The sequence below is a fragment of the Micromonospora sp. DT229 genome, from assembly GCF_049844505.1.
Classification (GTDB): Bacteria; Actinomycetota; Actinomycetes; order Mycobacteriales; family Micromonosporaceae; genus Micromonospora.
Window position 1 is genome coordinate 43,961 of record NZ_JBNCLD010000002.1, and the last position, 20,886, is coordinate 64,846.

At 71.4% G+C, this 20,886-nt stretch carries 16 protein-coding genes and 3 pseudogenes; 7 read left to right on the plus strand and 12 right to left on the minus strand.

Annotated elements, in window-relative coordinates; genetic code table 11:
* The first annotated feature begins 43 nt into the window (after nucleotides 1-43).
* Nucleotides 44-1,237 carry a pyridoxal phosphate-dependent aminotransferase gene (locus tag ACLQ2T_RS02960; RefSeq protein WP_425764452.1) on the plus strand — a complete coding sequence of 398 codons (1,194 nt, stop codon included), beginning with the start codon at nucleotides 44-46 and terminating at the stop codon, nucleotides 1,235-1,237.
* A 72-nt stretch (nucleotides 1,238-1,309) separates the two neighbouring features.
* Here the strand turns inward: ACLQ2T_RS02960 and ACLQ2T_RS02965 are convergent, their stop codons facing one another.
* The 8 genes and pseudogenes from ACLQ2T_RS02965 to ACLQ2T_RS03000 form a co-directional block, all read right to left on the minus strand.
* Complete coding sequence (locus ACLQ2T_RS02965; protein WP_425764856.1) at nucleotides 1,310-1,873, minus strand: DUF7507 domain-containing protein; 564 nt, start codon at nucleotides 1,871-1,873, stop codon at nucleotides 1,310-1,312.
* Nucleotides 1,856-3,229: pseudogene (locus ACLQ2T_RS02970) on the minus strand (collagen-binding domain-containing protein); the annotation flags it as partial. The pseudogene ACLQ2T_RS02970 and the gene ACLQ2T_RS02965, both read right to left, overlap by 18 nt.
* A 207-nt stretch (nucleotides 3,230-3,436) precedes the next feature.
* On the minus strand, nucleotides 3,437-4,792 hold the full coding sequence (gene glmM, locus ACLQ2T_RS02975) for a phosphoglucosamine mutase (protein WP_425764453.1): 1,356 nt from the start codon (nucleotides 4,790-4,792) through the stop codon (nucleotides 3,437-3,439).
* Between the two features lie 156 nt (nucleotides 4,793-4,948).
* Nucleotides 4,949-5,413, minus strand: coding sequence for a 30S ribosomal protein S9 (gene rpsI, locus ACLQ2T_RS02980; RefSeq protein WP_425764454.1), 465 nt, complete (start codon nucleotides 5,411-5,413; stop codon nucleotides 4,949-4,951).
* Between the two features lie 20 nt (nucleotides 5,414-5,433).
* On the minus strand, nucleotides 5,434-5,877 hold the full coding sequence (gene rplM, locus ACLQ2T_RS02985) for a 50S ribosomal protein L13 (RefSeq protein WP_013735896.1): 444 nt from the start codon (nucleotides 5,875-5,877) through the stop codon (nucleotides 5,434-5,436).
* A 210-nt stretch (nucleotides 5,878-6,087) separates the two neighbouring features.
* The gene (locus ACLQ2T_RS02990) at nucleotides 6,088-7,455 is read right to left on the minus strand and encodes an MFS transporter (protein ID WP_425764455.1); all 1,368 of its coding nucleotides are present in this window, start codon (nucleotides 7,453-7,455) and stop codon (nucleotides 6,088-6,090) included.
* 105 nt (nucleotides 7,456-7,560) lie between these two features.
* Nucleotides 7,561-7,866, minus strand: coding sequence for a type II toxin-antitoxin system PemK/MazF family toxin (locus ACLQ2T_RS02995; protein WP_425764456.1), 306 nt, complete (start codon nucleotides 7,864-7,866; stop codon nucleotides 7,561-7,563).
* The gene (locus ACLQ2T_RS03000) at nucleotides 7,844-8,101 is read right to left on the minus strand and encodes a hypothetical protein (protein WP_425764457.1); all 258 of its coding nucleotides are present in this window, start codon (nucleotides 8,099-8,101) and stop codon (nucleotides 7,844-7,846) included. Before ACLQ2T_RS03000 ends, ACLQ2T_RS02995 begins: the two co-directional genes overlap by 23 nt.
* A 302-nt stretch (nucleotides 8,102-8,403) precedes the next feature.
* Between ACLQ2T_RS03000 and ACLQ2T_RS03005 the strand changes: the two are divergent.
* The 6 genes and pseudogenes from ACLQ2T_RS03005 to ACLQ2T_RS03030 all read left to right on the plus strand — a co-directional run.
* Nucleotides 8,404-9,904, plus strand: a pseudogene (locus ACLQ2T_RS03005) (molybdopterin oxidoreductase family protein); the annotation flags it as partial.
* A 101-nt stretch (nucleotides 9,905-10,005) separates the two neighbouring features.
* A pseudogene (locus ACLQ2T_RS03010) lies at nucleotides 10,006-10,602 on the plus strand (molybdopterin oxidoreductase family protein); the annotation flags it as partial.
* A 14-nt stretch (nucleotides 10,603-10,616) separates the two neighbouring features.
* Nucleotides 10,617-12,053, plus strand: a complete 1,437-nt coding sequence (locus ACLQ2T_RS03015) for an FAD-dependent oxidoreductase (protein ID WP_425764857.1) — start codon at nucleotides 10,617-10,619, stop codon at nucleotides 12,051-12,053.
* Nucleotides 12,050-14,572: a nitrite reductase large subunit NirB gene (nirB, locus tag ACLQ2T_RS03020; RefSeq protein ID WP_425764458.1), complete on the plus strand. Its 2,523-nt coding sequence runs from the start codon at nucleotides 12,050-12,052 to the stop codon at nucleotides 14,570-14,572. The genes ACLQ2T_RS03015 and nirB overlap by 4 nt, the downstream gene beginning before the upstream one ends.
* Nucleotides 14,569-14,916, plus strand: a complete 348-nt coding sequence (gene nirD / locus ACLQ2T_RS03025; protein ID WP_425764459.1) for a nitrite reductase small subunit NirD — start codon at nucleotides 14,569-14,571, stop codon at nucleotides 14,914-14,916. The genes nirB and nirD overlap by 4 nt, the downstream gene beginning before the upstream one ends.
* Nucleotides 14,917-16,005: a uroporphyrinogen-III synthase gene (locus ACLQ2T_RS03030; protein WP_425764460.1), complete on the plus strand. Its 1,089-nt coding sequence runs from the start codon at nucleotides 14,917-14,919 to the stop codon at nucleotides 16,003-16,005. It begins immediately after the preceding gene.
* 89 nt (nucleotides 16,006-16,094) lie between these two features.
* Here the strand turns inward: ACLQ2T_RS03030 and ACLQ2T_RS03035 are convergent, their stop codons facing one another.
* From ACLQ2T_RS03035 to ACLQ2T_RS03050, 4 genes are read right to left on the minus strand one after another with little or no spacing between them, the layout of a single operon-like run.
* Nucleotides 16,095-16,718: a GTP-binding protein gene (locus ACLQ2T_RS03035; protein ID WP_327024063.1), complete on the minus strand. Its 624-nt coding sequence runs from the start codon at nucleotides 16,716-16,718 to the stop codon at nucleotides 16,095-16,097.
* Nucleotides 16,699-17,061, minus strand: a complete 363-nt coding sequence (locus tag ACLQ2T_RS03040) for a DUF742 domain-containing protein (protein ID WP_425764461.1) — start codon at nucleotides 17,059-17,061, stop codon at nucleotides 16,699-16,701. Before ACLQ2T_RS03040 ends, ACLQ2T_RS03035 begins: the two co-directional genes overlap by 20 nt.
* 40 nt (nucleotides 17,062-17,101) lie before the next feature.
* On the minus strand, nucleotides 17,102-17,509 hold the full coding sequence (locus tag ACLQ2T_RS03045) for a roadblock/LC7 domain-containing protein (RefSeq protein WP_067313320.1): 408 nt from the start codon (nucleotides 17,507-17,509) through the stop codon (nucleotides 17,102-17,104).
* A complete protein-coding gene (locus tag ACLQ2T_RS03050) occupies nucleotides 17,506-20,703 on the minus strand; it encodes a nitrate- and nitrite sensing domain-containing protein (RefSeq protein WP_425764462.1) in 3,198 nt (1,065 codons plus the stop codon). Before ACLQ2T_RS03050 ends, ACLQ2T_RS03045 begins: the two co-directional genes overlap by 4 nt.
* Between the last annotated feature and the right edge of the window lie 183 nt (nucleotides 20,704-20,886).

A 20,886-nucleotide genomic window follows, 5' to 3' on the forward strand; every position in this document is an offset into this window, starting at 1 on the left:
GGGGTCGAGCGCCCCGCCACCTGATCCCCGTACCCTGACGAGCGTGACGAGCACCGATGTCGACCCGCTGGTGAACCGGATGCGCCCCTTCGGGACGACGATCTTCGCCGAGATGTCCGCCCTGGCCGTCCGCACCGGTGCGGTGAACCTGGGGCAGGGCTTCCCGGACACCGACGGCCCGCCCGAGATGCTCACCGCCGCCGCCGAGGCACTGCGCTCCGGGCACAACCAGTACCCCCCGGGCCCCGGCATCCCCGAGCTGCGCACGGCGGTGGCGGCCCACCAACGTCGCTTCTGGGGCCTGGAGTACGACCCGGACGGCGAGGTGGTCATCACCGCCGGTGCCACCGAGGCGGTGGCCGCCGCGATCCTCGCCCTCTGCGAGCCCGGCGACGAGGTGGTCTGCTTCGAGCCTTACTACGACTCCTACGCGGCCTCGATCGCCCTGGCCGGTGCGGTGCGCCGCCCGGTGACCCTGCGCCCCGGCCCCGACGGTCGGTACGTCTTCGACCCCTCCGCGCTGCGGGCCGCCTTCGGCCCGCGTACCCGGCTGGTGCTGCTGAACTCCCCGCACAACCCGACCGGCAAGGTCTTCACCCCGGCCGAAGTGGCGATGATCGCGGACCTCTGCCAGGAGCACGGCGCGTACGCGGTCACCGACGAGGTGTACGAACACCTGATCTTCACCGACGCGGCGACCGCACATGTGCCGCTGGCCGGCCTGCCCGGGATGCGTGAGCGCACGCTGCGCATCTCCTCGGCCGGCAAGACCTTCTCCTGCACCGGCTGGAAGGTGGGCTGGGTCAGCGGACCGGCCGCGCTGGTCTCCGCCGTGCTGCGGGTCAAGCAGTTCCTCACCTTCGTCAACGCCGCTCCTCTGCAACCGGCCGTGGCGGTGGCCCTCGGTCTCCCCGACACCTATTTCACCGAGTTCCGCGCCGACCTACAGGCCCGCCGGGACCAACTGATCGGTGGGCTGACCGAGGCCGGGTTCGAGGTGCTCACCCCGGAGGGGACCTACTTCGTCACCGCCGACATCACCGGCCTCGGCGGCTCCGACGGGGTGGAGTTCTGCCGGTCCCTACCCGAGCGGTGCGGGGTGGTGGCCGTACCGACCCAGGTCTTCTACGACGACCCCGAGGCCGGCCGACGGCTGGTCCGGTTCGCCTTCTGCAAACGCACCGAGGTGCTGGCCGAGGCGGTGACCCGGCTGCATCGCCTGGCCCTCGGCTCCTGAGGAGTGCTCGCGGCAGTCACGCACCGGTGGGCCGGGACCGTCCAGGTCCCGGCCCACCGACAGGTCAGGCGATTACGCCCCGAGCTCGTGCCGGACGCGCCGTCGCGTGATCAGCAGCAGGACCGAACCCGCGCCCAGCGCTGCCGCACCCATGCCGAGCAGCGGCATCAGTGACGAGCTGCCGGTGACCGGCAGCATTCCCTTCACCCGGATGGTCAGGCGGGACTCCGGCGAGACCGGCGCCGGTCCGGACGGGGGCGTGCCGGTCGCGGTTGCCGTGTTGGTGATCGCACCATTGCGGAGGTCCGCCTTGCCCACCGTGTAGGTGGCCGTACACGTCACCGACGCGCCGGCGGCCAGGGTGACCTGACCGTTGGGGGTCTGATCCGGCCCGCAGACGATCGGGCTGAGGTTCGCCGGGTCCGCCGGCGCGGCGAGGGTGTCCGTGACAGTCACCTGGGTCAGCGGAACCGAGCCGGTGTTGGTGACGAGGAACCGGTAGACGACACTCTCGCCGACGCGGTGCACGATCTTCTTCGAGGACGACTTCACCAGGGAGATCGACGCCGTACCGGTCTGCGCGGGAATCCTCACCGACGAGGGTGGCGACGTCACCGTCTCACCCTGGGGGGTCACCCCCGACGCCGTCGCCGTGTTCGCCACCTCGCCCGCATCCAGATCCGCCTGCGTCACCGTGTACGTCGCCGTACACGTCACCGACTCACCGGGTGCCAGCTCCGTGTCCGGGCAACTGATCGGGCCCAGATCGGCACCCGAGGACGGCGGGGTCCGCACGTCCGTCACGGTGACCTCCGTCAGCGTCACCTCACCGGTGTTCGTCACCAGGTACCGGTACGGCACCTGCTGACCCACCTCGTTGATCACCGTCGTCGTCGACGACTTGACCACGCTGATTCCGGCAGGGGCCTCCCCGTTGCAGGTGAGCGTGGTGGCGAACGGGAAGTAGTGGACCTCACCGCTGCGGTGCTCGAAGGTGCGGGTGATGATGGTGCCCTCGGTGTTGGAGGACGCCAGATCGGTCAGGTCCGCGTTGGGGGCGTAGATGGTTCCCTCAAGGCTCGCTGACCCCGCGGTGAGCGTGAGTTCGGTGGCGGTGGGGAAATTGAACAGGATGTAGCGGGCTTCCTCACCGCCGATGCCGGCGAAGATCGGCACCTCCCAGTCGAATTCGTCGCCGACCTCACTGGTGTCGACGTTCACCAGCAGGGGCGTACTCGCCGTCGGCCGGTCCTCGAAGGTCAGGATGTCGATGTTGTTCAGGTCGGTGGCGCTGATGTTCAGCACATTTGTCACCCCAGGAGCCAGGGTGACCACCGCATTGCTGCCGGGCGGAATCGGCCGCGGCAGCACCTCGCCTTCGGGGTTTCGCAGGACCACGGTGTTCGCACAGGTGGCGAGGGCATTCGAGGTGCTGCGGAAGGTCTGGAACGCCGCCGCGAAGTCGATCGGGGAGGTGGGACCGACATCGTCCGGATCCTGCCGGACGGTCAACTCCACCCGGGGGGTGGCCTCGTAGTCGTTGGCCGGCAGGATGCGGGTGTTGACGGCCGCACCGTTGTTGTCGGTGTCCCGGACGAACGTACCGGTCAGGTCACCGACCTTTGCGTATCCGCCGGAGAGGACCTGGAGCCGGGTGCCCGGTACGCTGTTGGCGAAGTCGACGCGGCCGCCGACCACCAGCGCCGAGGGGACACTGTCACCGGGCGCGATGAAGGAGCCGGCCGTCTGGTTCGCGACCTGGTAGTTGCCGAACCTCAGGTTGCCGCCGACCGCGATGGTGCCCTCGTTCTCGTCCCCGAGGAGAGCGGCGTCGCCCTCGGTCATCACCCCGAAGCTCAGCGCCGGATCCACGGGATTGACGGGACCGACCGCCGCACCCACTGCCGGTGCCGCGTACCTGGACGCCGCACCCACCGCCGATGCCGCATGGGCAGGCGCGGCACCGAGCGACAGGGCCGCCAGGAACAGCACCGCGATGGCTGTCCACGATGTCCGAAGGACGCCGGCCCGCCGCGTTCGAATAAGAGTGCCCATTCACTTCCCCCACTGGATGTCGATTCGGCCGCAGCCTATCGACCCATTTGTAGGGGAAGGAGAGCTATGCCCTATTTCGCCCGATACTCACTCGCGGGAGGGATGCTGACCCCGCTCAGGGCGCACCCCTGTGGCGAGACGGGTTCAGGAGGCGGGGCTGGCGGTGCGGACCAGGGCGGCGATGCGTTCGGCGACCTGCTGGGCGGCCTCCTCGGTGGCCGCCTCGACCATCACCCGGACCAGCGGCTCGGTGCCCGAGGGGCGCAGCAGCACCCGGCCGGTCTCGCCCAACTCGGCCTCGGCCCGCTCGACCTCGGCCCGGACGGCCGGTGCCGCGGCGCCCACGGTACGGTCACCGACCGGCACGTTGATCAGCACCTGCGGCAGCTTGGTCACCACCCCCGCCAGGTCGGCCAGGGTACGGCCGGTGGCCGCCATCCGGGCCATCAGGTGCAGTCCGGTCAACACCCCGTCGCCGGTGGTGGCGTACGCCGGCATCACGATGTGCCCACTCTGCTCACCACCGAGGGCCAGCCCGGAGGCGCGCAACTCCTCCAGCACGTACCGGTCGCCGACCTTGGTCTCGATCAGCCGGATGCCCTGGGCGGACATGGCCAGGCGCAGACCGAGGTTGCTCATCACGGTGGCGACCACGGTGTCCGCGGTCAGGGTGCCGGCGTCCCGCATGGCCAGGGCCAGGATCGCCATCACCTGGTCGCCGTCGACCTCCTCGCCGTCGGCGGTCACCGCGACGCACCGGTCGGCGTCACCGTCGTGCGCGATGCCCAGGTGGGCGCCGTGCTCGACCACGGCCTGACGCAGGGCCTCGATGTGGTTCGACCCGCACTCGTCGTTGATGTTCAGCCCGTCCGGCTCGGCATGGATCGCGATGACCTCGGCACCGGCCTCCCGGTACGCCACCGGAGCCACCTCGGCGGCGGCGCCGTTGGCGCAGTCGACCACGACCTTGATCCCGTCGAGGCGGTGCGGCACCGTGCCGACGAGATGCTGCACGTAGTGGTCGGCGCCGTCGAGCAGGTCGTGCACCCGGCCGACTCCCGCGCCGACCGGACGCTGCCAGGCGACACTGCCGTTGGCCTCGATGGCCGCCTCGATCCGCATCTCGATCTCGTCGGGCAGCTTGTGCCCACCGGCCGCGAAAAGCTTGATCCCGTTGTCCGGCATCGGGTTGTGTGAGGCCGACAGCATCACCCCCAGGTCCGCCTTGGCCTCTGCGGTGAGGAAGGCCACCGCCGGGGTGGGCAGCACACCGACCCGGATGACGGTCGCGCCTGCGCTGGTCAGCCCGGCCACCACAGCGGCCTCCAGCATCTCGCCGCTGGCCCGGGTGTCCCGCCCGACCACGGCAATGGGGGCATGACTGCGGTCGGATTCGGCAAGGGTGTGGGCGGCGGCGATCGCCACCGAAAGCGCCAACTCCGGGGTGAGATCGGCGTTCGCCCGCCCGCGTACCCCGTCCGTACCGAACAACCGGCCCATACCCGCCAACCTCCGATTAAACAACCGTTGTGGGAGAAAATACCCTGCGAGAAGGAGGGAAATGCCCTGTGACGCAGAGGCGGAAACGGCCGGCCCACCTCCCAGTCGAGGGAGGCGGACCGGCCGTCCGTCAGAAGTACAAGGTGCGGCTGAAGATCAGCGCTTCGAGTACTGAGGAGCCTTACGGGCCTTCTTGAGGCCGTACTTCTTGCTCTCCTTGACCCGGGCGTCCCGGGTCAGGAAGCCGGCCTTCTTCAGGGCCGGGCGGTCGTCCGGCTCGTTGACGATCAGCGCCCGGGCGATGGCCAGCCGCAGCGCACCGGCCTGGCCGGTGGTGCCGCCGCCACGCAGGTTGGCGATGACGTCGAACGCCTCGGGCTTCTCGGCGGTGACCAGCGGGTCCTTGATCAGCTGCTGGTGCACCTTGCTCGGGAAGTAGGCCTCAAGCTCCCGGCCGTTGCAGGTGATCTTGCCGGTGCCCGGCACGATCCGGACCCGGACGATGGCTTCCTTGCGGCGGCCCACGGTCTGGATCGGGCGGTCACCACGAGGCGCGCGGGCGACGGGCGCCGGCGCCTCGGTGGCCTCAGGGGCGACCTCGGTGGCGGTGATGTCGGTCATGCTGCTTCCTTCGCCCGCGCTCACTGCGCGATCTGCTTGATCTCGAACGGCACCGGCTGCTGCGCGCCGTGCGGGTGCTCTGCACCGGCGTAGACCTTCAGCTTCTTGATCAGCTGACGGCCGAGCTTGTTGTGCGGGAGCATCCCCTTGACAGCCAGCTCGATGGCCCGCTCGGGGCGCTTGGAAAGCAACTCCTCGTAGCCGACCTGCTTGAGGCCACCCGGGTAACCGGAGTGCCGGTAAGCGATCTTCTGCTGGCGCTTGTTGCCGGTCAGCGCGACCTTGCCCGCGTTCACGACGACGACGAAGTCGCCCGTGTCAACGTGCGGCGCGAAAGTCGGCTTGTGCTTGCCCCGCAGCAGCGTGGCGGCGTGGGTGGCCAGGCGGCCCAGCACGACATCAGAGGCGTCGATGACGTGCCACTGACGCTCGATCTCACCCGGCTTCGGGCTGTACGTACGCACAGGTCTACCTTGTCTCGTCGTCGGTCTGGGGTCGCGCGCCGAGGTGACCAGGACTTCCCCCAGCCGGACCAGCGCGCACGAACGACCAAGCGTACCTCAGGCGGCACGCCCACAGATGTCGTACAACAGCAGGCAACGATACCCGCAGCCTGCCCGGCCGGTCAAAACGGGGTCCGACAGGCGTACCGACGGCGTCGGGAATGGCCCTGATCACACCCCGGCCCGCGCCAATCGGGCCCCCGGACGCAGGTACGCCACCCAGGTGAGCAGGAGCAGCACCAGGAAGAAGCCCACGTAGAACCGCAGCGCCGGCTGGATCCCACCATAGGTCGACCGGGCCCAGGCGTAACAGATCGGCACCAGAAAACCGCCGAGGGCACCGACCGCCGAGATGATGCCCAACGCGCCGGCGGCCTGCCGGCGCATCGCCAGCATCACCTCCGGCGAGCCGCCCAACTCCTCCCCCTTCACCTGGAAGATCCGACTGATCATCCGGTAGGTCGAGCCGTTGCCGACACCGGTGGCCACGAACAGCATCAGGAAGGCCACGAAGAAGACCCCCAGGCTGCGCTGTTCGACCGACCAGAGCGCGGCCAGGGCGCCGACGGCCATCAGCACGAAGCTGACCATCGTCACCCGGGCACCGCCCACCACGTCGGAGAGCCGACCGCCGAAGGGGCGGCAGAACGAGCCGACCGCCGCGCCGAGGAACGCCCAGGTCAGTGCGACGTCCGGCCGACCGAACACCGAGGTGAGCAAGGTCGGGAAGGCCGCCGAGTAGCCGATGAACGAGCCGAAGGTGCCGATGTACAGCAGGGACATGATCCAGGTGTCCCGATGCCGCAGCGACGACCAGACCGGCCGCACGTCGGCCTTCGCCTCGACCAGGTTGTCCATGCACAGGTACGCGCAGACCGCGGCGATCACCGCCAGCGGGATGTACATCAGCCCGGCCCGGGCCAGTGCCAGCCCGCCACCGAGCACGATCACCTGCGGAACCAGGAACTGCACCACCGCCACGCCGATGTTGCCACCGGCGGCGTTGAGGCCCAGGGCCCAGCCCTTCTCCCGCTCCGGATAGAAGAACGAGATGTTCGCCATGCTGGAGGCGAAGTTGCCGCCGCCGAACCCGGCGGTGGCGGCGATCAGCAACAACACCGGGAAGCCGAGCTCCGGCCGCTCGACCGCCCAGGCCAGGCCCGCGCACGGCACGATCAGCAGGAGGGCGGAGACGATCGTCCAGTTCCGGCCGCCGAACACCGGCACGGCGAAGGTGTACGGCAACCGCAGCAACGCGCCGACTCCGCTCGGCACGGCGGTCAGCCAGAGCGCCTGGCTGGTGGTCAACTGCCAACCGGCGTCACCGAGCCGGACGACGACGATGCTCCACAGCAACCACACCGAGAAGCCGACGTGTTCAGCGAAGATCGACCAGATGAGGTTGCGGCGGGCGATCCGGCTGCCGGTCGTACGCCAGAAGGTGTGGTCCTCCGGTGCCCAGTGCCCGATCCAGCGGCCGGGGCGGCGGTCCAGGATCTCCTCCTGGACGACCTCGGGTTGCGCGCTCGTCGTGGTCATGGCGCTGAAGCTAGGAATCGACAGTTACCGCGGCGTTCGTCCTTCGGGTCGACCCGGCAACGGGAAGCGCACCACCGGCCGGGGTGCGCGGTGAGACGCGCCGGTTCAGAGTTGCTGGATGATGCGCAGCGCCCGATCGACATGGCGCATCGTCTCGGCGTCGGCCACGTCCACGCACTCGGTGAACCACTTCTTCATCGGCGAGGAGATCCGGTCGGGCATCACCACCCAGCCACCCATCGGCACCGCCAGCGGTGAGTCACGCAGCAGTGCCGCCTCGACCACCTCGGCGACGATCACGATGGGCACGGCGGTGGAGTTGTAGACGTCGGAGCTGATCACCAGCCCGAGCCGCTCGCGGGCCCCCTCGATCCGCCAGACCTCGCCCCTACGCAGCACGTGGGCGACCACCGAAGAGCAGGTCGTCGACCAGGCCCACCTCCTGCGCATCGGCCAGCGAGGCGGCCTCCAGATCCAGCCCGGCCCGGCCCACCGCGGCGGCGTGGGCCGCGAAGACCTCACGCAGCGCCTTCTCCCGCGCGGCCTGGTCCATCCAGGCGGAGAGGGAGAGCCCTTCCCGTTTGGCGAACCGTCGGGCGTCCGCGATCGTCTCGTCGGAGAACGACAGAGTCACCTTGGCTGTCATGCCAGACAGACTACCGCCGGTATGACCACCAGTCATCCGATCCGTACATCGTCGGACTGGTCCGGGGCGTGTCCGCCGAAGCCAGACGTCGCCGGGCCGCAGCGTAACTACCGGCTGTGGCGTCGAACGCCTCAGTCACGTCCACGGCAACCACCTCCGACCTCCCATTATGCGGAAGTGTCGTTCCACATTCCAGGCCATGCGATCCGATGCGTTGCCGCCGTGCGGTGTGAGCGGCACTTGACAGGACCGAAACAAACGGGACGCGGGCCGGAAACTGGGCGGCGGCACGCTTTGCCGACATGACAGACGGTGCACGGTCGGCGACAGCACCGGGGCGCACGCCCCGGGAGGTGGCGACGCACTGCCCGTACTGCGCCCTTCAGTGCGGGATGACGCTGCGTGAGCAGGACGGCCGGGTGTCCGTACTCCCCCGGCAGTTCCCCACCAACCGCGGCGGCCTGTGTCAGAAGGGCTGGACCTCGGCCGAGCTGCTGACCCACCCGGACCGGCTGACCACCCCGCTGCTGCGCGACCCGGCCAGCGGCGAACTCCGCCCGGCCAGCTGGGAGGCCGCGCTGGACCGCATCGCCACCGGCATCGGCGAGGTGCAGCGACGGCACGGCCACGACGCGGTCGCCGTCTTCGGTGGCGGCGGGCTCACCAACGAGAAGGCGTACGCGCTGGGCAAGTTCGCCCGGGTCACGCTGGGCACCCGCAACATCGACTACAACGGACGGTTCTGCATGTCGTCGGCCGCCGCCGCCGGGATGCGCGCCTTCGGTGTCGATCGTGGACTGCCGTTCCCGCTGTCCGACCTCGGGCACGCCGACACCCTGCTGCTGGTCGGCGCGAATCCGGCGGAGACCATGCCCCCGCTGGTGCGGTGGCTCACCGAGATGCGGCAGCGCGGCGGCACGCTGATCGTGGTCGACCCCCGGGTCACCGCCACCGCCCGGCAGGCCGACCTGCACCTGCAACCACTGCCCGGCACCGACCTGGCGGTGGCCAACGCGCTGCTGCACATCGCCCTGACCGAGGGCTACGTCGACCACGACTACGTGGCCACCCGTACCACCGGCTTCACCGACGTCCGGCGCACGGTGGCGGGTTGGTGGCCGGCGCGGGCCGAGGCGCTCTCCGGCGTGCCGGTGGCCGACCTGGAGGCGACCGCCCGCGCCCTCGGCACCGCGCAACGGGCGATCATCCTCACCGCACGCGGCGCGGAACAGCACGCCAAGGGCGTCGACACGGTCACCGGCTTCGTCAACCTCGCCCTGGCGCTCGGCCTGCCCGGCCGCCCCGGCTCCGGGTACGGCTGCCTGACCGGGCAGGGCAACGGGCAGGGTGGCCGCGAGCACGGGCAGAAGGCCGACCAACTGCCCGGATACCGCCGGATCGACGACCCGGCGGCCCGCGCCCACGTCGCGCAGGTGTGGGGCGTACCCGCCGACGAACTGCCCGGCCCCGGGGTGCCCGCGTACCAGTTGCTGGATTCGCTGGGCACCGACGACGGCCCGCGTGCGCTGTTGGTCTTCGGCTCCAACCCGGTGGTCTCCGCCCCTCGGGCGGCGAAGATCGAGAGCCGGATACGCGACCTGGACCTGCTGGTCGTCGCCGACCTGATGCTCTCCGAGACGGCGGCGCTGGCCGACGTGGTGCTGCCCACCGCCCAGTGGGCCGAGGAGGACGGCACCATGACCAACCTGGAGGGTCGGGTGCTGCGTCGCCGTGCCCTGCGCCCGCCCCCACCCGGCGTCCGCACCGACCTCGCCATCCTCGCCACCCTCACCGCCCGGTTGGAAGGAGGGGCACCTTCTTATCGCCTCGTGCATAGCAAGGGCCCCCTGTTAACAGCCGACAGCGACGCCGAAGCAGCCGCCGACAGCGAACGAGCGGCGCTAGCCGCCGACCCGCGTACCGTCTTCGCGGAGTTGCGGCGGGCCTCGGCCGGCGGGATCGCCGACTACGCCGGGATCGACTGGGAGCGGATCGACGCCGCGGACGGCGTGTTCTGGCCGTGCCCCCGCGAGGACGGGCCGGACTCGCCACGACTGTTCGCCGACGGCTTCGCCACCCCCGACGGGCGGGCCCGGTTCCATCCGGTGGAGCACCGACCGCCGGCCGAGGAGGTCTGCGCGGAGTACCCGCTGCACTTCACCACCGGCCGGGTGCTCGCCCAGTACCAGTCCGGCACCCAGACCCGCCGGGTGGCCGCGCTGCGCCAGGCCGCTCCCGACGCCTTCGTGGAGCTGCACCCCGACCTCGCCGGGCGGCTCGGGGTGGCCGACGGCGAACCGGTGCGGGTGCTCTCCCGGCGGGGCGAGTTCCGCGCGCCGGCCCGGCTCAGCCCGGCGATCCGGCCGGACACCGTCTTCGCACCGTTCCACTGGGGTGGCGCCGCCCGGGCCAACTCCGTCACCAACGACGCCGTCGACCCGATCTCCGGCATGCCCGAATTCAAGATCTGCGCGGTCCGGGTGGAGCGGGTGGCGTCGTGACCGGGCAGAGCGCCATGCGCGGCGAGCGGGTGGTGGTGGTCGGCAACGGCATGGCCGGAGCCCGCCTCGCCGCCGAGTTGCACGCCCGGGGCCAGGACAAGGTCACAGTGGTCGGGGCGGAGCCGCACCGGGCGTACAACCGGATCATGCTGTCCACGCTGCTCGCCGGGAAGATCGGCGAGCCGGACGTGGAGCTGACCGAGGCCACCGGGCGGGGCGTCGATCTGCGTACCGGAGTCGCGGTACGGGCCATCGACCGTGCCGCCGGGGAGGTACGCACCGACGACGGCGACCGGATCGGCTACGACCACCTGGTGCTCGCCACCGGCGCGCGGGCCGTGGTGCCGGCGCTGCCCGGCCTCGACCCGACGTCGCCGCCGGAACGGGTGGTCGCGTTCCGGACCCTGGCCGACTGCCGGCGCATCCTCGCCCTGGCCGACGGCGCGCGACGCGCCCTGGTGCTCGGCGGTGGGCTGCTCGGCCTGGAGGCCGCCCGCGGGCTGGCCGCACGAGGGCTGGACGTCGCGGTGGTGCACCGGGTGCCGCACCTGATGGAACGCCAACTCGACGCCATGGCCGGCGAGATCCTGGCCGGCACCCTCGCCGAACTCGGGGTGACCACCCACCTGGCCGTCACCCCGACCAGCCTGACGGCCGACGCCTCCGGGGTCCGGCTGAGCCTGTCCGACGGCCGTACGCTCGACGCCGACCTGCTGGTCCTCGCCTGCGGGGTACGTCCCGACACCACGCTCGCCGAGGCGGCCGGCCTGACGGTAGGTCGGGGCGTGCTGGTCGACGACCGGCTGCGTACCAGCGACCCGCGGATCTCCGCGATCGGCGACTGCGCGCAGCACGGCACGGCCCCGACCGGGCTGGTCGCCCCGGCCTGGGCGCAGGCCCGGGTGGTGGCCCAACTGCTGACCGGGCAGGACCCGCAGGCCCGGTACCGGGCCCGGCCGGTGGTCACCCGGCTCAAGGCGGCCGGCATCGACCTCGCGGCGATGGGTGACCCGACGAGTGGCCCCGGCGAGGAGTTGACCTTCGCCGATCCGGCCCGGGGCACCTACGCCCGGCTGCGCATCCACGACGAGCGGTTGGCCGCCGCGATCCTGCTCGGCGACAACCCGTCGGTGGGCACGGTCATCCAGTTGTTCGACCGGGGTCACCCGGTACCCGCCGACCGGCGGGCACTGCTGCTCGGCCGGGCCGTGGGTGGGGCCGTCGCGGCTCCGGCCGCCTCCCCGGCGTTGATGCCCGACACGGCCACGGTGTGTCAGTGCAACACGGTCAGCAAGGGCGCGCTGGTGACCTGCTGGCGGAGCGGGGCGCGCACGTTCGACGAGGTCGTCGCCGGGACCAGGGCCGGTACCGGCTGCGGCAGCTGCCGGGACGCCGTCGCCGGCATCGTCGACTGGTTGTCCAGAGCGGATCCGGTGGAGGTGGGACGATGACCGGCGGCAACGTGGTCGTGATCGGCAACGGCATGGTCGGGCAGCGGTTCGTGGACGCACTGCGTTCGCGGGACCCGCAGGGCCGCTGGCGGGTCACCGTGCTCGCCGAGGAGCCCCGGCCGGCGTACGACCGGGTGCGGCTCTCGGCGTACTTCGACGGCGTCTCGGCTGACGAACTGAACCTGCACACCGCATACGACGGGGTGCGGTTGCGCCTCGGCGAGGCGGCCCTGGGGGTGGACCGGGCTCGCCGGGTGGTGACCACGGCGGGCGGCGATTACCCGTACGACGTGCTGGTCTTCGCCACCGGCTCGTCGGCGTTCGTGCCTCCGGTGGACGGCGTCGGCCTGCCCGGGGTGTTCGTCTACCGGACGCTGGACGACCTGGCGGCGATCGAGGAGCATGCCCGGGGCCGGCGGACCGGCGCGGTGATCGGGGGCGGCCTGCTCGGCCTGGAGGCCGCCAACGCCCTGCGCCTGCTCGGCCTGTCCACCAGCGTGGTGGAGTTCGCCCCCCGGCTGATGCCGGCTCAGATCGACACCGCCGGGGGTGCCCTGCTGCGCCGTTACGTGGAGGAACTGGGGGTGGGCTGCCACCTCGGGGTGGCCACCACCGCGCTGCGACCCGGCCCGGACGGTACGGTCGCCGCCCTGGAGCTGGCCGACGGCTCGCTGCTCGACGCCGACCTGGTGGTGGTGGCCGCCGGCATCCGCCCCCGCGACGAGTTGGCCCGCGCGGCCGGGCTCGACGTCGGCCCGCGCGGCGGGCTGCTGGTGGACGATTCCTGCCGCACCTGCGACGAGCGGATCTACGCGGTCGGCGAGTGCGCGGCCGTCGAGGGGACCTGCTACGGCCTGGTGGCGCCCGGGTACGCGATGGCCGAGGTGGTGGCCGACCGGCTGGTCGGCGGGGCGGCCACCTTCCCCGGCGCGGACACCGCCACCAAGCTCAAGCTGCTCGGCGTCGACGTGGCCTCGTTCGGTGACGCGCACGGCACCACGCCGGGCTGCCTGGACGTGACGTACACCGATCCGGCCACCCGGGTCTACGCCAAGCTGGTCCTCTCCGACGACGCGACGACGCTGCTCGGCGGGGTGCTGGTGGGTGACGCCAGCGCGTACCCGACCCTGCGGGCGAGCGTGGGCGCACCGCTGCCGGCGCCCCCGCTGGCGTTGCTCGCCCCGGCCGGTGCGGGCGATGCGACGGTGGGGGCGCTGCCGGCTTCCGCGCAGGTCTGTTCCTGCAACGCGGTGACCCGCGCGGACATCGACGCGGCCATCGCGGGCGGCTGCGCGGACGTGGCCGCCCTGAAGGCGTGCACCCGGGCCGGCACCAGTTGCGGTTCCTGCGTGCCGATGCTCAAGCAACTGCTCGACGCGGCCGGTGTCACCCAGTCCCGGGCGCTGTGCGAGCACTTCGACCTCAGCCGGCAGGAGCTGTTCGACATCGTCCGGGTACGCGACATCCGGACGTTCTCCCGGTTGATCGCCGAACACGGGCAGGGCCGGGGTTGCGACATCTGCAAGCCGGTAGTCGCCTCGATCCTCGCCTCGCTCGGCAACGGGCACATCCTCGACGGCGAGCAGGCCGCGTTGCAGGACACCAACGACCACTTCCTGGCGAACCTGCAACGCGACGGCAGCTACTCGGTGGTGCCCCGGATCCCCGGCGGGGAGATCACCCCGGAGAAGCTCATCGTCATCGGCGAGGTGGCCCGGGACTTCCAGCTCTACACGAAGATCACCGGTGGACAGCGGATCGACCTGTTCGGGGCCCGGGTGGAGCAACTGCCGCAGATCTGGCGTCGGCTGGTCGACGCCGGGTTCGAGTCCGGTCACGCGTACGGCAAGGCGCTGCGGACGGTGAAGTCCTGCGTCGGCTCCACCTGGTGCCGGTACGGGGTGCAGGACTCGGTCGGCCTCGCCATCGCCCTGGAGCTGCGCTACCGGGGGCTACGCGCACCTCACAAGATCAAGTCGGCGGTCTCCGGTTGTGCCCGGGAGTGCGCCGAGGCGCGCAGCAAGGACTTCGGCATCATCGCCACCGAGACCGGCTGGAACCTCTACCTCGGCGGCAACGGGGGCTTCCGACCCCGGCACGCCGACCTGTTCGCCACCGATCTGAGCACCGCGGAACTGGTCACCATGATCGACCGATTCCTGATGTTCTACGTCCGCACCGCCGACCGGCTGCAACGCACCGCCGCCTGGATCGAGGCCATGGACGGCGGCCTCGACCACCTGCGAGCGGTCATCGTGGACGACTCGCTCGGCCTCTGCGCCGACCTCGACGCCGCGATGGCCAGGCACGTCGCGTCCTACTCCGACGAGTGGCGTGACGTGCTCGACGACCCGGACCGACTGGGCCGGTTCACCTCCTTCGTCAACGCGCCGGACGTACCCGACCCGTCGATCACCTTCGTCACCGAACGCGGGCAACCCGTACCCGCCGGGGGTCGACCCCCTACCTCCGACGGCCGTCAACCGGTCACCCTCGGGCTGCCGGAGGTGCGGCGATGAACACCGTGACGACCGTGCGCTGGCACACCGTCTGCCCGCTGAGCCGACTGGACCTGGACCGGGGCGTGGCCGCCCTGGTCGACGGCGTCCAGGTCGCGCTGTTCCGGACCGCCGACGGGTTGTACGCGATCGAGAACCGAGACCCGGTCACCGGCGCGTACGTGCTGTCCCGGGGCATCGTGGGCAGCCGCCGCGGCGTGCCCACGGTCGCCTCACCGCTGCACAAGCAGGTGTACGACCTGCGTACGGGGGACTGTCTCGACCTGCCAGGTATCTGTGTCACCCGGCACGAGATCCGGTGCCGGGACGGCATGGTCGAGGTGCGGCTGCGACAGGAGGAGTGAATGCGCGAGGAACTGGCCGGCTTCACCATCGGGGTGACCGCCGACCGGCGGCGGGACGAACTCGCCGCGCTGCTCCAGCGGCGCGGCGCCCGGGTGGTGCTCGCCCCCGCGCTGCGGATCGTGCCGCTCGCGGACGACACCGCGCTGCGCGAGGCCACCCGGGCCTGCCTGGACCGGCCGCCGGACGTGCTGATGGCCAACACCGGGATCGGCATGCGCGGGTGGCTGGAAGCCGCCGAAGGCTGGGGGGTCGCCGAGCCGCTGCGTTCGGTGCTCAGCAACTCGTACGTGGTGGCCCGGGGCCCCAAGGCACGAGGTGCGATCCGCGCGGCCGGCCTGTACGACCAGTGGTCTCCGGAGTCGGAGAGCTGTGAGGAGGTCGTCGAGCACCTGCGCCGGCGGGGGGTGGCCGGGCAGGTGATCGCCATGCAGCTGCACGGCGACCGGCAGCCCGAGTGCACCCGGGCCCTGGAGGAGGCCGGGGCGACCGTCATCGAGATCCCGGTCTACCGCTGGGCGCCACCGACCGATCCGGCCCCCCTGCACCGGCTGGTCGACCTGGTGGCCGGTCGGCTGGTGGACGCGGTCACCTTCACCTCGGCACCGGCGGCGGAGGCGCTGCTGCGCGCCGCCGGGGACCGGACGGAGGCCGTCCTGGCCGCGTTGCGTAGTGATGTGCTGGCCAGTTGTGTCGGGCCGGTGACCGCCGAGCCGCTGGTCCGCCGGGGGGTGCCGGTGAGCGCACCCAGTCGGGCCCGGTTGGGTGCCCTGGTACGCACCATCGTCGACGAACTACCCAGGCGTACGGTCACCATCAAGGCCGCCGGGCACCTGGTCACGCTGCGCGGACACGCCGTCGTGGTGGACGGCGAACTGCGGCCCCTGGCTCCGGCGCCGATGGCGGTGCTGCGGGCCCTGGCCCAGGCCCCGGGCCGGGTGCTGTCCCGTACCGCCCTGCTGCGGACCCTGCCCCGCGGGGCCGACGAGCACGCTGTGGAGATGGCGGTGGCCCGGCTGCGGGCCGGCCTGAAGGCACCCCGGGTGGTGCAGACCGTCGTCAAACGCGGCTACCGCCTCCGCATCGACTGAGGCGAAGGTAAGGGCCCTGACAGACGAGGGGTACCCGTCCCGCCGAGACCCGGGAACGCCGGGCAGGCGGGACGGGTGCCCCTTCCAGGTCAGCCGACCGGAGTCGGGAAACCCCGGTCGTGCTCGGCCTGGAGCCGAGCCATTGCGTGTTCGACGACGGTCACCATCACCTGCTTGACCGCGTCGCGCCGCCGGGCGTCGGTCATCACCAGCGGTACATCCGGGGAGATGGCCAGCGCCTCACGCACCTCGTCCAGGTCGTACTGCGGCGCGCCGTCGAACCGGTTCAAGGCGACCACGTACGGCAGCCTGCGGTTCTCGAAATAGTCCAACGGTGCGAACGCATCCGTGATCCGGCGGGTGTCCACCAGTACGGCAGCGCCCACCGCACCACGGATGATCTCGTCCCACATGAACCAGAACCGGGTCTGACCAGGCGTGCCGAAGAGGTACAGGATCAGATCCTGCGCCATGGTGATCCGGCCGAAGTCCATGGCGACCGTGGTGGTCTCCTTGCCCGGCACCTTGGACGAGTCGTCGATACCGACACCCGCCGCGGTCATCACCGCCTCGGTGGTCAGCGGTGTGATCTCCGAGATCGCCCCGACCAACGTGGTCTTGCCGACACCGAAGCCACCCGCGACGACGATCTTCGCGGAGATGATTCCCCGGCTCTGGCGGGCCCCGGCGGGGTCATAGCTCGCGAAGTCCACTCAGCACCCTTCCCAGCATTTCCATCCGCTCCTCGAAACCTGTGGCGGGAGCAGCCGTTTGTAGAGTCAGCAGGCCCTCGGAGACCATGTCGGCGACCAGCACCCGAGCGACACCCAGCGGTAGCCGGGTGTACGCGGCGATCTCCACCAACGACTCGGGGCGGCCCTCGCAGACCATCGCGATGCGATGCTTGTCGTGCCCGGCAAACCGCGACTCGGCGATCTGGGTGGGGCTGGCGACCAGCACCGCTTCCAGGGCGATGTCCCGAAGCGGTTCGGTACGCCCCCGGGTGACCGCGTACGGCCGCACCAGAGCACCCCGCGGGTCACGTCGTGGATCCATCCGCAATCACCTCCTCTCCCGTCCGCCGTGGCATCGTGGGTTACGACCGCACCGCGTCCCGGGGCAGCGGCACCAGCGCCGCGCCCACCCGCTCGACCAGCAGAGCCATCTCGTAACCCACCTGACCGACGTCGCAGCTACGCGCCGCGAGCACCGCCATCGACGAACCGTCGCTGATGGACATCAGGAACAGGTAGCCGCTGTCCATCTCGATGACGGTCTGCAACACCCCGCCGGCACTGAACATCCGCGCGGCACCCTCGGTCAGGCTGACCACCCCGGAGGTGATGGCCGCGAGCTGGTCCGCACGGTCCGTCGGCAGGTCGCGGGAGGAGGCGAGCAGCAGCCCGTCCGCGGACACCGCCACCACGTGGGCGATACCCGCCACGCTGTCGGCGAAGTTGGTCAGTAGCCAACCCATGTCCTGCATGGCCGCAGGCCTGTTCATCGGCTCGTCTCCTTGGTCGAGGTGCTGTTCTGACTCGCGCCGGCGGTTCGGCCGCGCTGGACGCCGCGGTGGTAGGCCGACAGCAGGCCGCGGACTTCATCCGGCGTACGCCGACTCTGTTCCCGTCCGTTGCGGGGTTCGATTCCACCGGGCACCAGCTGCGCCTGCGGCACCCGCTTCGGCAGCCCGGACCGGGTCGTCCCGGCCGGGGTGGGCTCGGCCGCCTGGCTGGCGCGCGTCCAGCCCTCGTCCGCTGCGGTCCGCCAGGCCTCGTCGGCCGCGGCGGACGATTCGGCAGTCGACGCCGCTGGCGGGGCCGACGCAGCCGGGGCCGCGGCAGGCATGGCCGCCGGTGGCGGGGTCGGCGCGGCCGGGGCCGGCGCCGGGGTTGGAGCCGGGGTTGGAGCCGCCGGCTGAGCGCCGGTCGATCCGCCGGAGAACACCGGGTACGACGGCGGCTGTAGGGAGGCCCCACCGGCGGCCGCACCCGGCGTACGGGTGGGCAGCGGGGTGCGTCCCTGGGTCGGCTTCACGGCCGGTGTCGACACGTCAGCGGTGGCTGCGGCGACGGTCGGGACGGCGGCGTTCGCCGACGGCTCGTCGAACTGCGGCCGGTTGAAGATGGCCGTCACGTCGTTACCGTGCGACCGGAACCAGACCGCCTCCATCTCGCGGAAGATCGGCGCCTCGGCCTGCGGTGGCTCCGCGGGTGCGGTGATCGGCGCGCTGGCCAGCGGGGCGGTCGCGGCCAGACTGGCGCCCAGCCCGCCGAACATCGGGGTGTCCTGGCCGCCACCGGGACCCTGGCCCGCCGTCGGCGCGAACCCGCTGGGAGCCGCGGCCGGTGCGAACCCGTTGGTGGTGGTGACCGCGGCACCGGCGACCGGGCCGGCCGGCAGCACGGGTGCGGCCGGGTGCGGGTCGCCGGTCGAGTTGGCCGTCCGGTAGGACAGCGGATCGATGGTCGGCTGCGCGACCGTGGGCGTCCCGGCGCTGAAACCGCCGGCGTAGGCCGGTGGCGACAGGTGAGCCGGTGGGGTTTGCGGCGGGGTCGGTTCGGCGACCGGCCACGGTGTGGCGGTCGGGGCGCTGCGCCACCGGTCGCTGAGGGTCGCGGTGGTGCTGCGCCCTGCGGCGGCCAGAGGGTCACCGGCACCGGTCGGGGCCGGCTCGACCGCCAACGGCTGACGCGGTCGGGTGATCGCCTGGTCCCGGCCCCTGAGGCTCGGCAGGATCACCGTGGCCGCCGGCAGCGTGATCTGGGCGACCGTGCCGCCCTCGACGTTACGGCGCAGCTCGACCCGGATGCTGTAACGCGCCGCCAGCCGGCTGACCACGGCCAGACCCATCAGCCGGAACGCCGCGACGTCGACCGTGGGAGGAGCGGCGAGCCGCCGGTTGAGGGTGTCCAGTTGCTCGTCGGTCAGACCGAGGCCACGGTCCTCGATCTGGATGAGCACGTAGTCGCGGATCCGCCGACCGTCGGCGACCACTGTGGTGTTCGGCGGGGAGAAGCGGGTGGCGTTGTCGAGCAGTTCGGCCACCAGCCGTACGACGTCGTTGACCGCGTGGGCGGCCACGGACACGTCGGTGTCGACCGTGCCGAACTCGATGCGGTTGTAGAGCTCCACCTCGGACTGGGCGGCGCGCAGCACATCAACCATCAGGGCGTCTTCGCGGCGCGGTACCGCGGAGTCGGCCCCGGCCAGCACCAGCAGGTTCTCGTCGTTGCGGCGCATTCGGGTGGCCAGGTGATCGAGCTCGAAGAGCTGGGCCAGGCGCTTCGGGTCCTCCTCGCCGCGCTCGATCGCGTCGAGCTCACCGATCATCCGATCGACCAGGGTCTGACTGCGTCGGGCGAGGTTGAGGAACATCGCCGAGACGCTGCTGCGCAGCGCCGCCTGCTCGGCCGCGACCCGGACGGCCTCCCGGTGTACGACGTTGAAGGCCGATGCGACCTGGCCCACCTCGTCACGGTTGTCGAGCCTGATCGGGTCCCGTACCTCGCGGACGATCTCCTCGACACTGCCGTCGCTGACGTTGCCCATGCCCTGTAGGCGGCGTACCGCCTCGGGAAGGTCGTGGTTGGCCACCGAGAGGGCACCCTCGCGGAGCCGACGCAGTGAGTGGTTGAGCGAGCGGGCCAGCACCACGGCCAGGGTCACCGCGATGATCAGGGTGAGCAGCACCAGTGTCGTCTCGACGATCGCCTGCCGGATCACGTCCGAGCGGGCCTGCTCGGCCTGGGCCAGGAGGCGGTTCTGCAACTCGACCTCGGCCCACCGCATCAGTTCGTGCACCGCACCGATCGCCGCCGTGGCCTCCTGGGCGGTGACCGGTGCGTCCCGGCCGACCGAGCGGCTGATGTCGGTGGCGATCCGGTCGGCCAGCACCACGGCGTCACCGGAGACGGTGCTGTTGACCAGCGCCCGCTGGACCGGGTCGGCGGCCAGGGAGAAGGCCAGCAGCGCCTCCTGCTGACCGGTCAGGGTGGCCACGAAGGTGGAGAACTGCTCGGTGTCGAGCCGGCCGTTGGTCAGTGCGGTGAACGCGATGGACTCTTCCTCGGCGACGGCCGCCTTGGCACGGGCGAAGGCGGCCACCGCCCGCCGGCTGTCGGCGAGACTCTCCTCGCCCGGCAACTGGGCCAGTCCGTCGCTGTAGGAGACCAGGTCGGCCAGGACCACGCCGTAGCGCAACACGGCCTCGGCAACCTGCATCTGCTGGCGGTCCAGCACTTCCTGACGGGTGCCGTCGAGGGTGTCCAGGTGCCGGTCGATGGTCGCCAGGCGGTCGCGCACCGCCGCCGGGACCTCGCCGACCCGGGCACGCTCCGCGCGGTAGGCGTCGACCCGCTCCTGGGTACGACGCACCCGCAGGTTGTACGCGTCGACCTGCTGCTGGGTCGAGGCCAGGTAGGCGGCGGCGGCCATCCGCTCGGCGTGCAGATCGTTCGTCAGGGCGGAGATCCTGGTCGAGAGCGCGGTGAGCGAGCGGGCCTGGGTCGCATCGAAGGCGCCTTCACCGACCGAGATCAGACGAACTGTGGCCAGCGCGATGACGGCGGCCACCGGAACGACCAGGATCAGCGCCAGCTTGGACCGGATCCGGGCGTCACGCAGCCGGGGCAGCCTGCGCCGGCCGTTGCGCTCGGCGTCGCCGCTGGCGGGCAGGGTCGTCGGTCCGGTGCTCACGACATCGCCTCCGTCGTTTTCTCCGCGCCTGACCCGTCGATCCGTGCCTGGAACGACGGCCGGCGCCACGCGCGGCACGGCCGCGATTTCATCAGACGGGATCGTGTTTGGGAAGCCGCAGTGAGGCAGGAAACGGTTGGAGGACACGCATCCTGTAGTCCGGTCAACTAATACCTACATTTC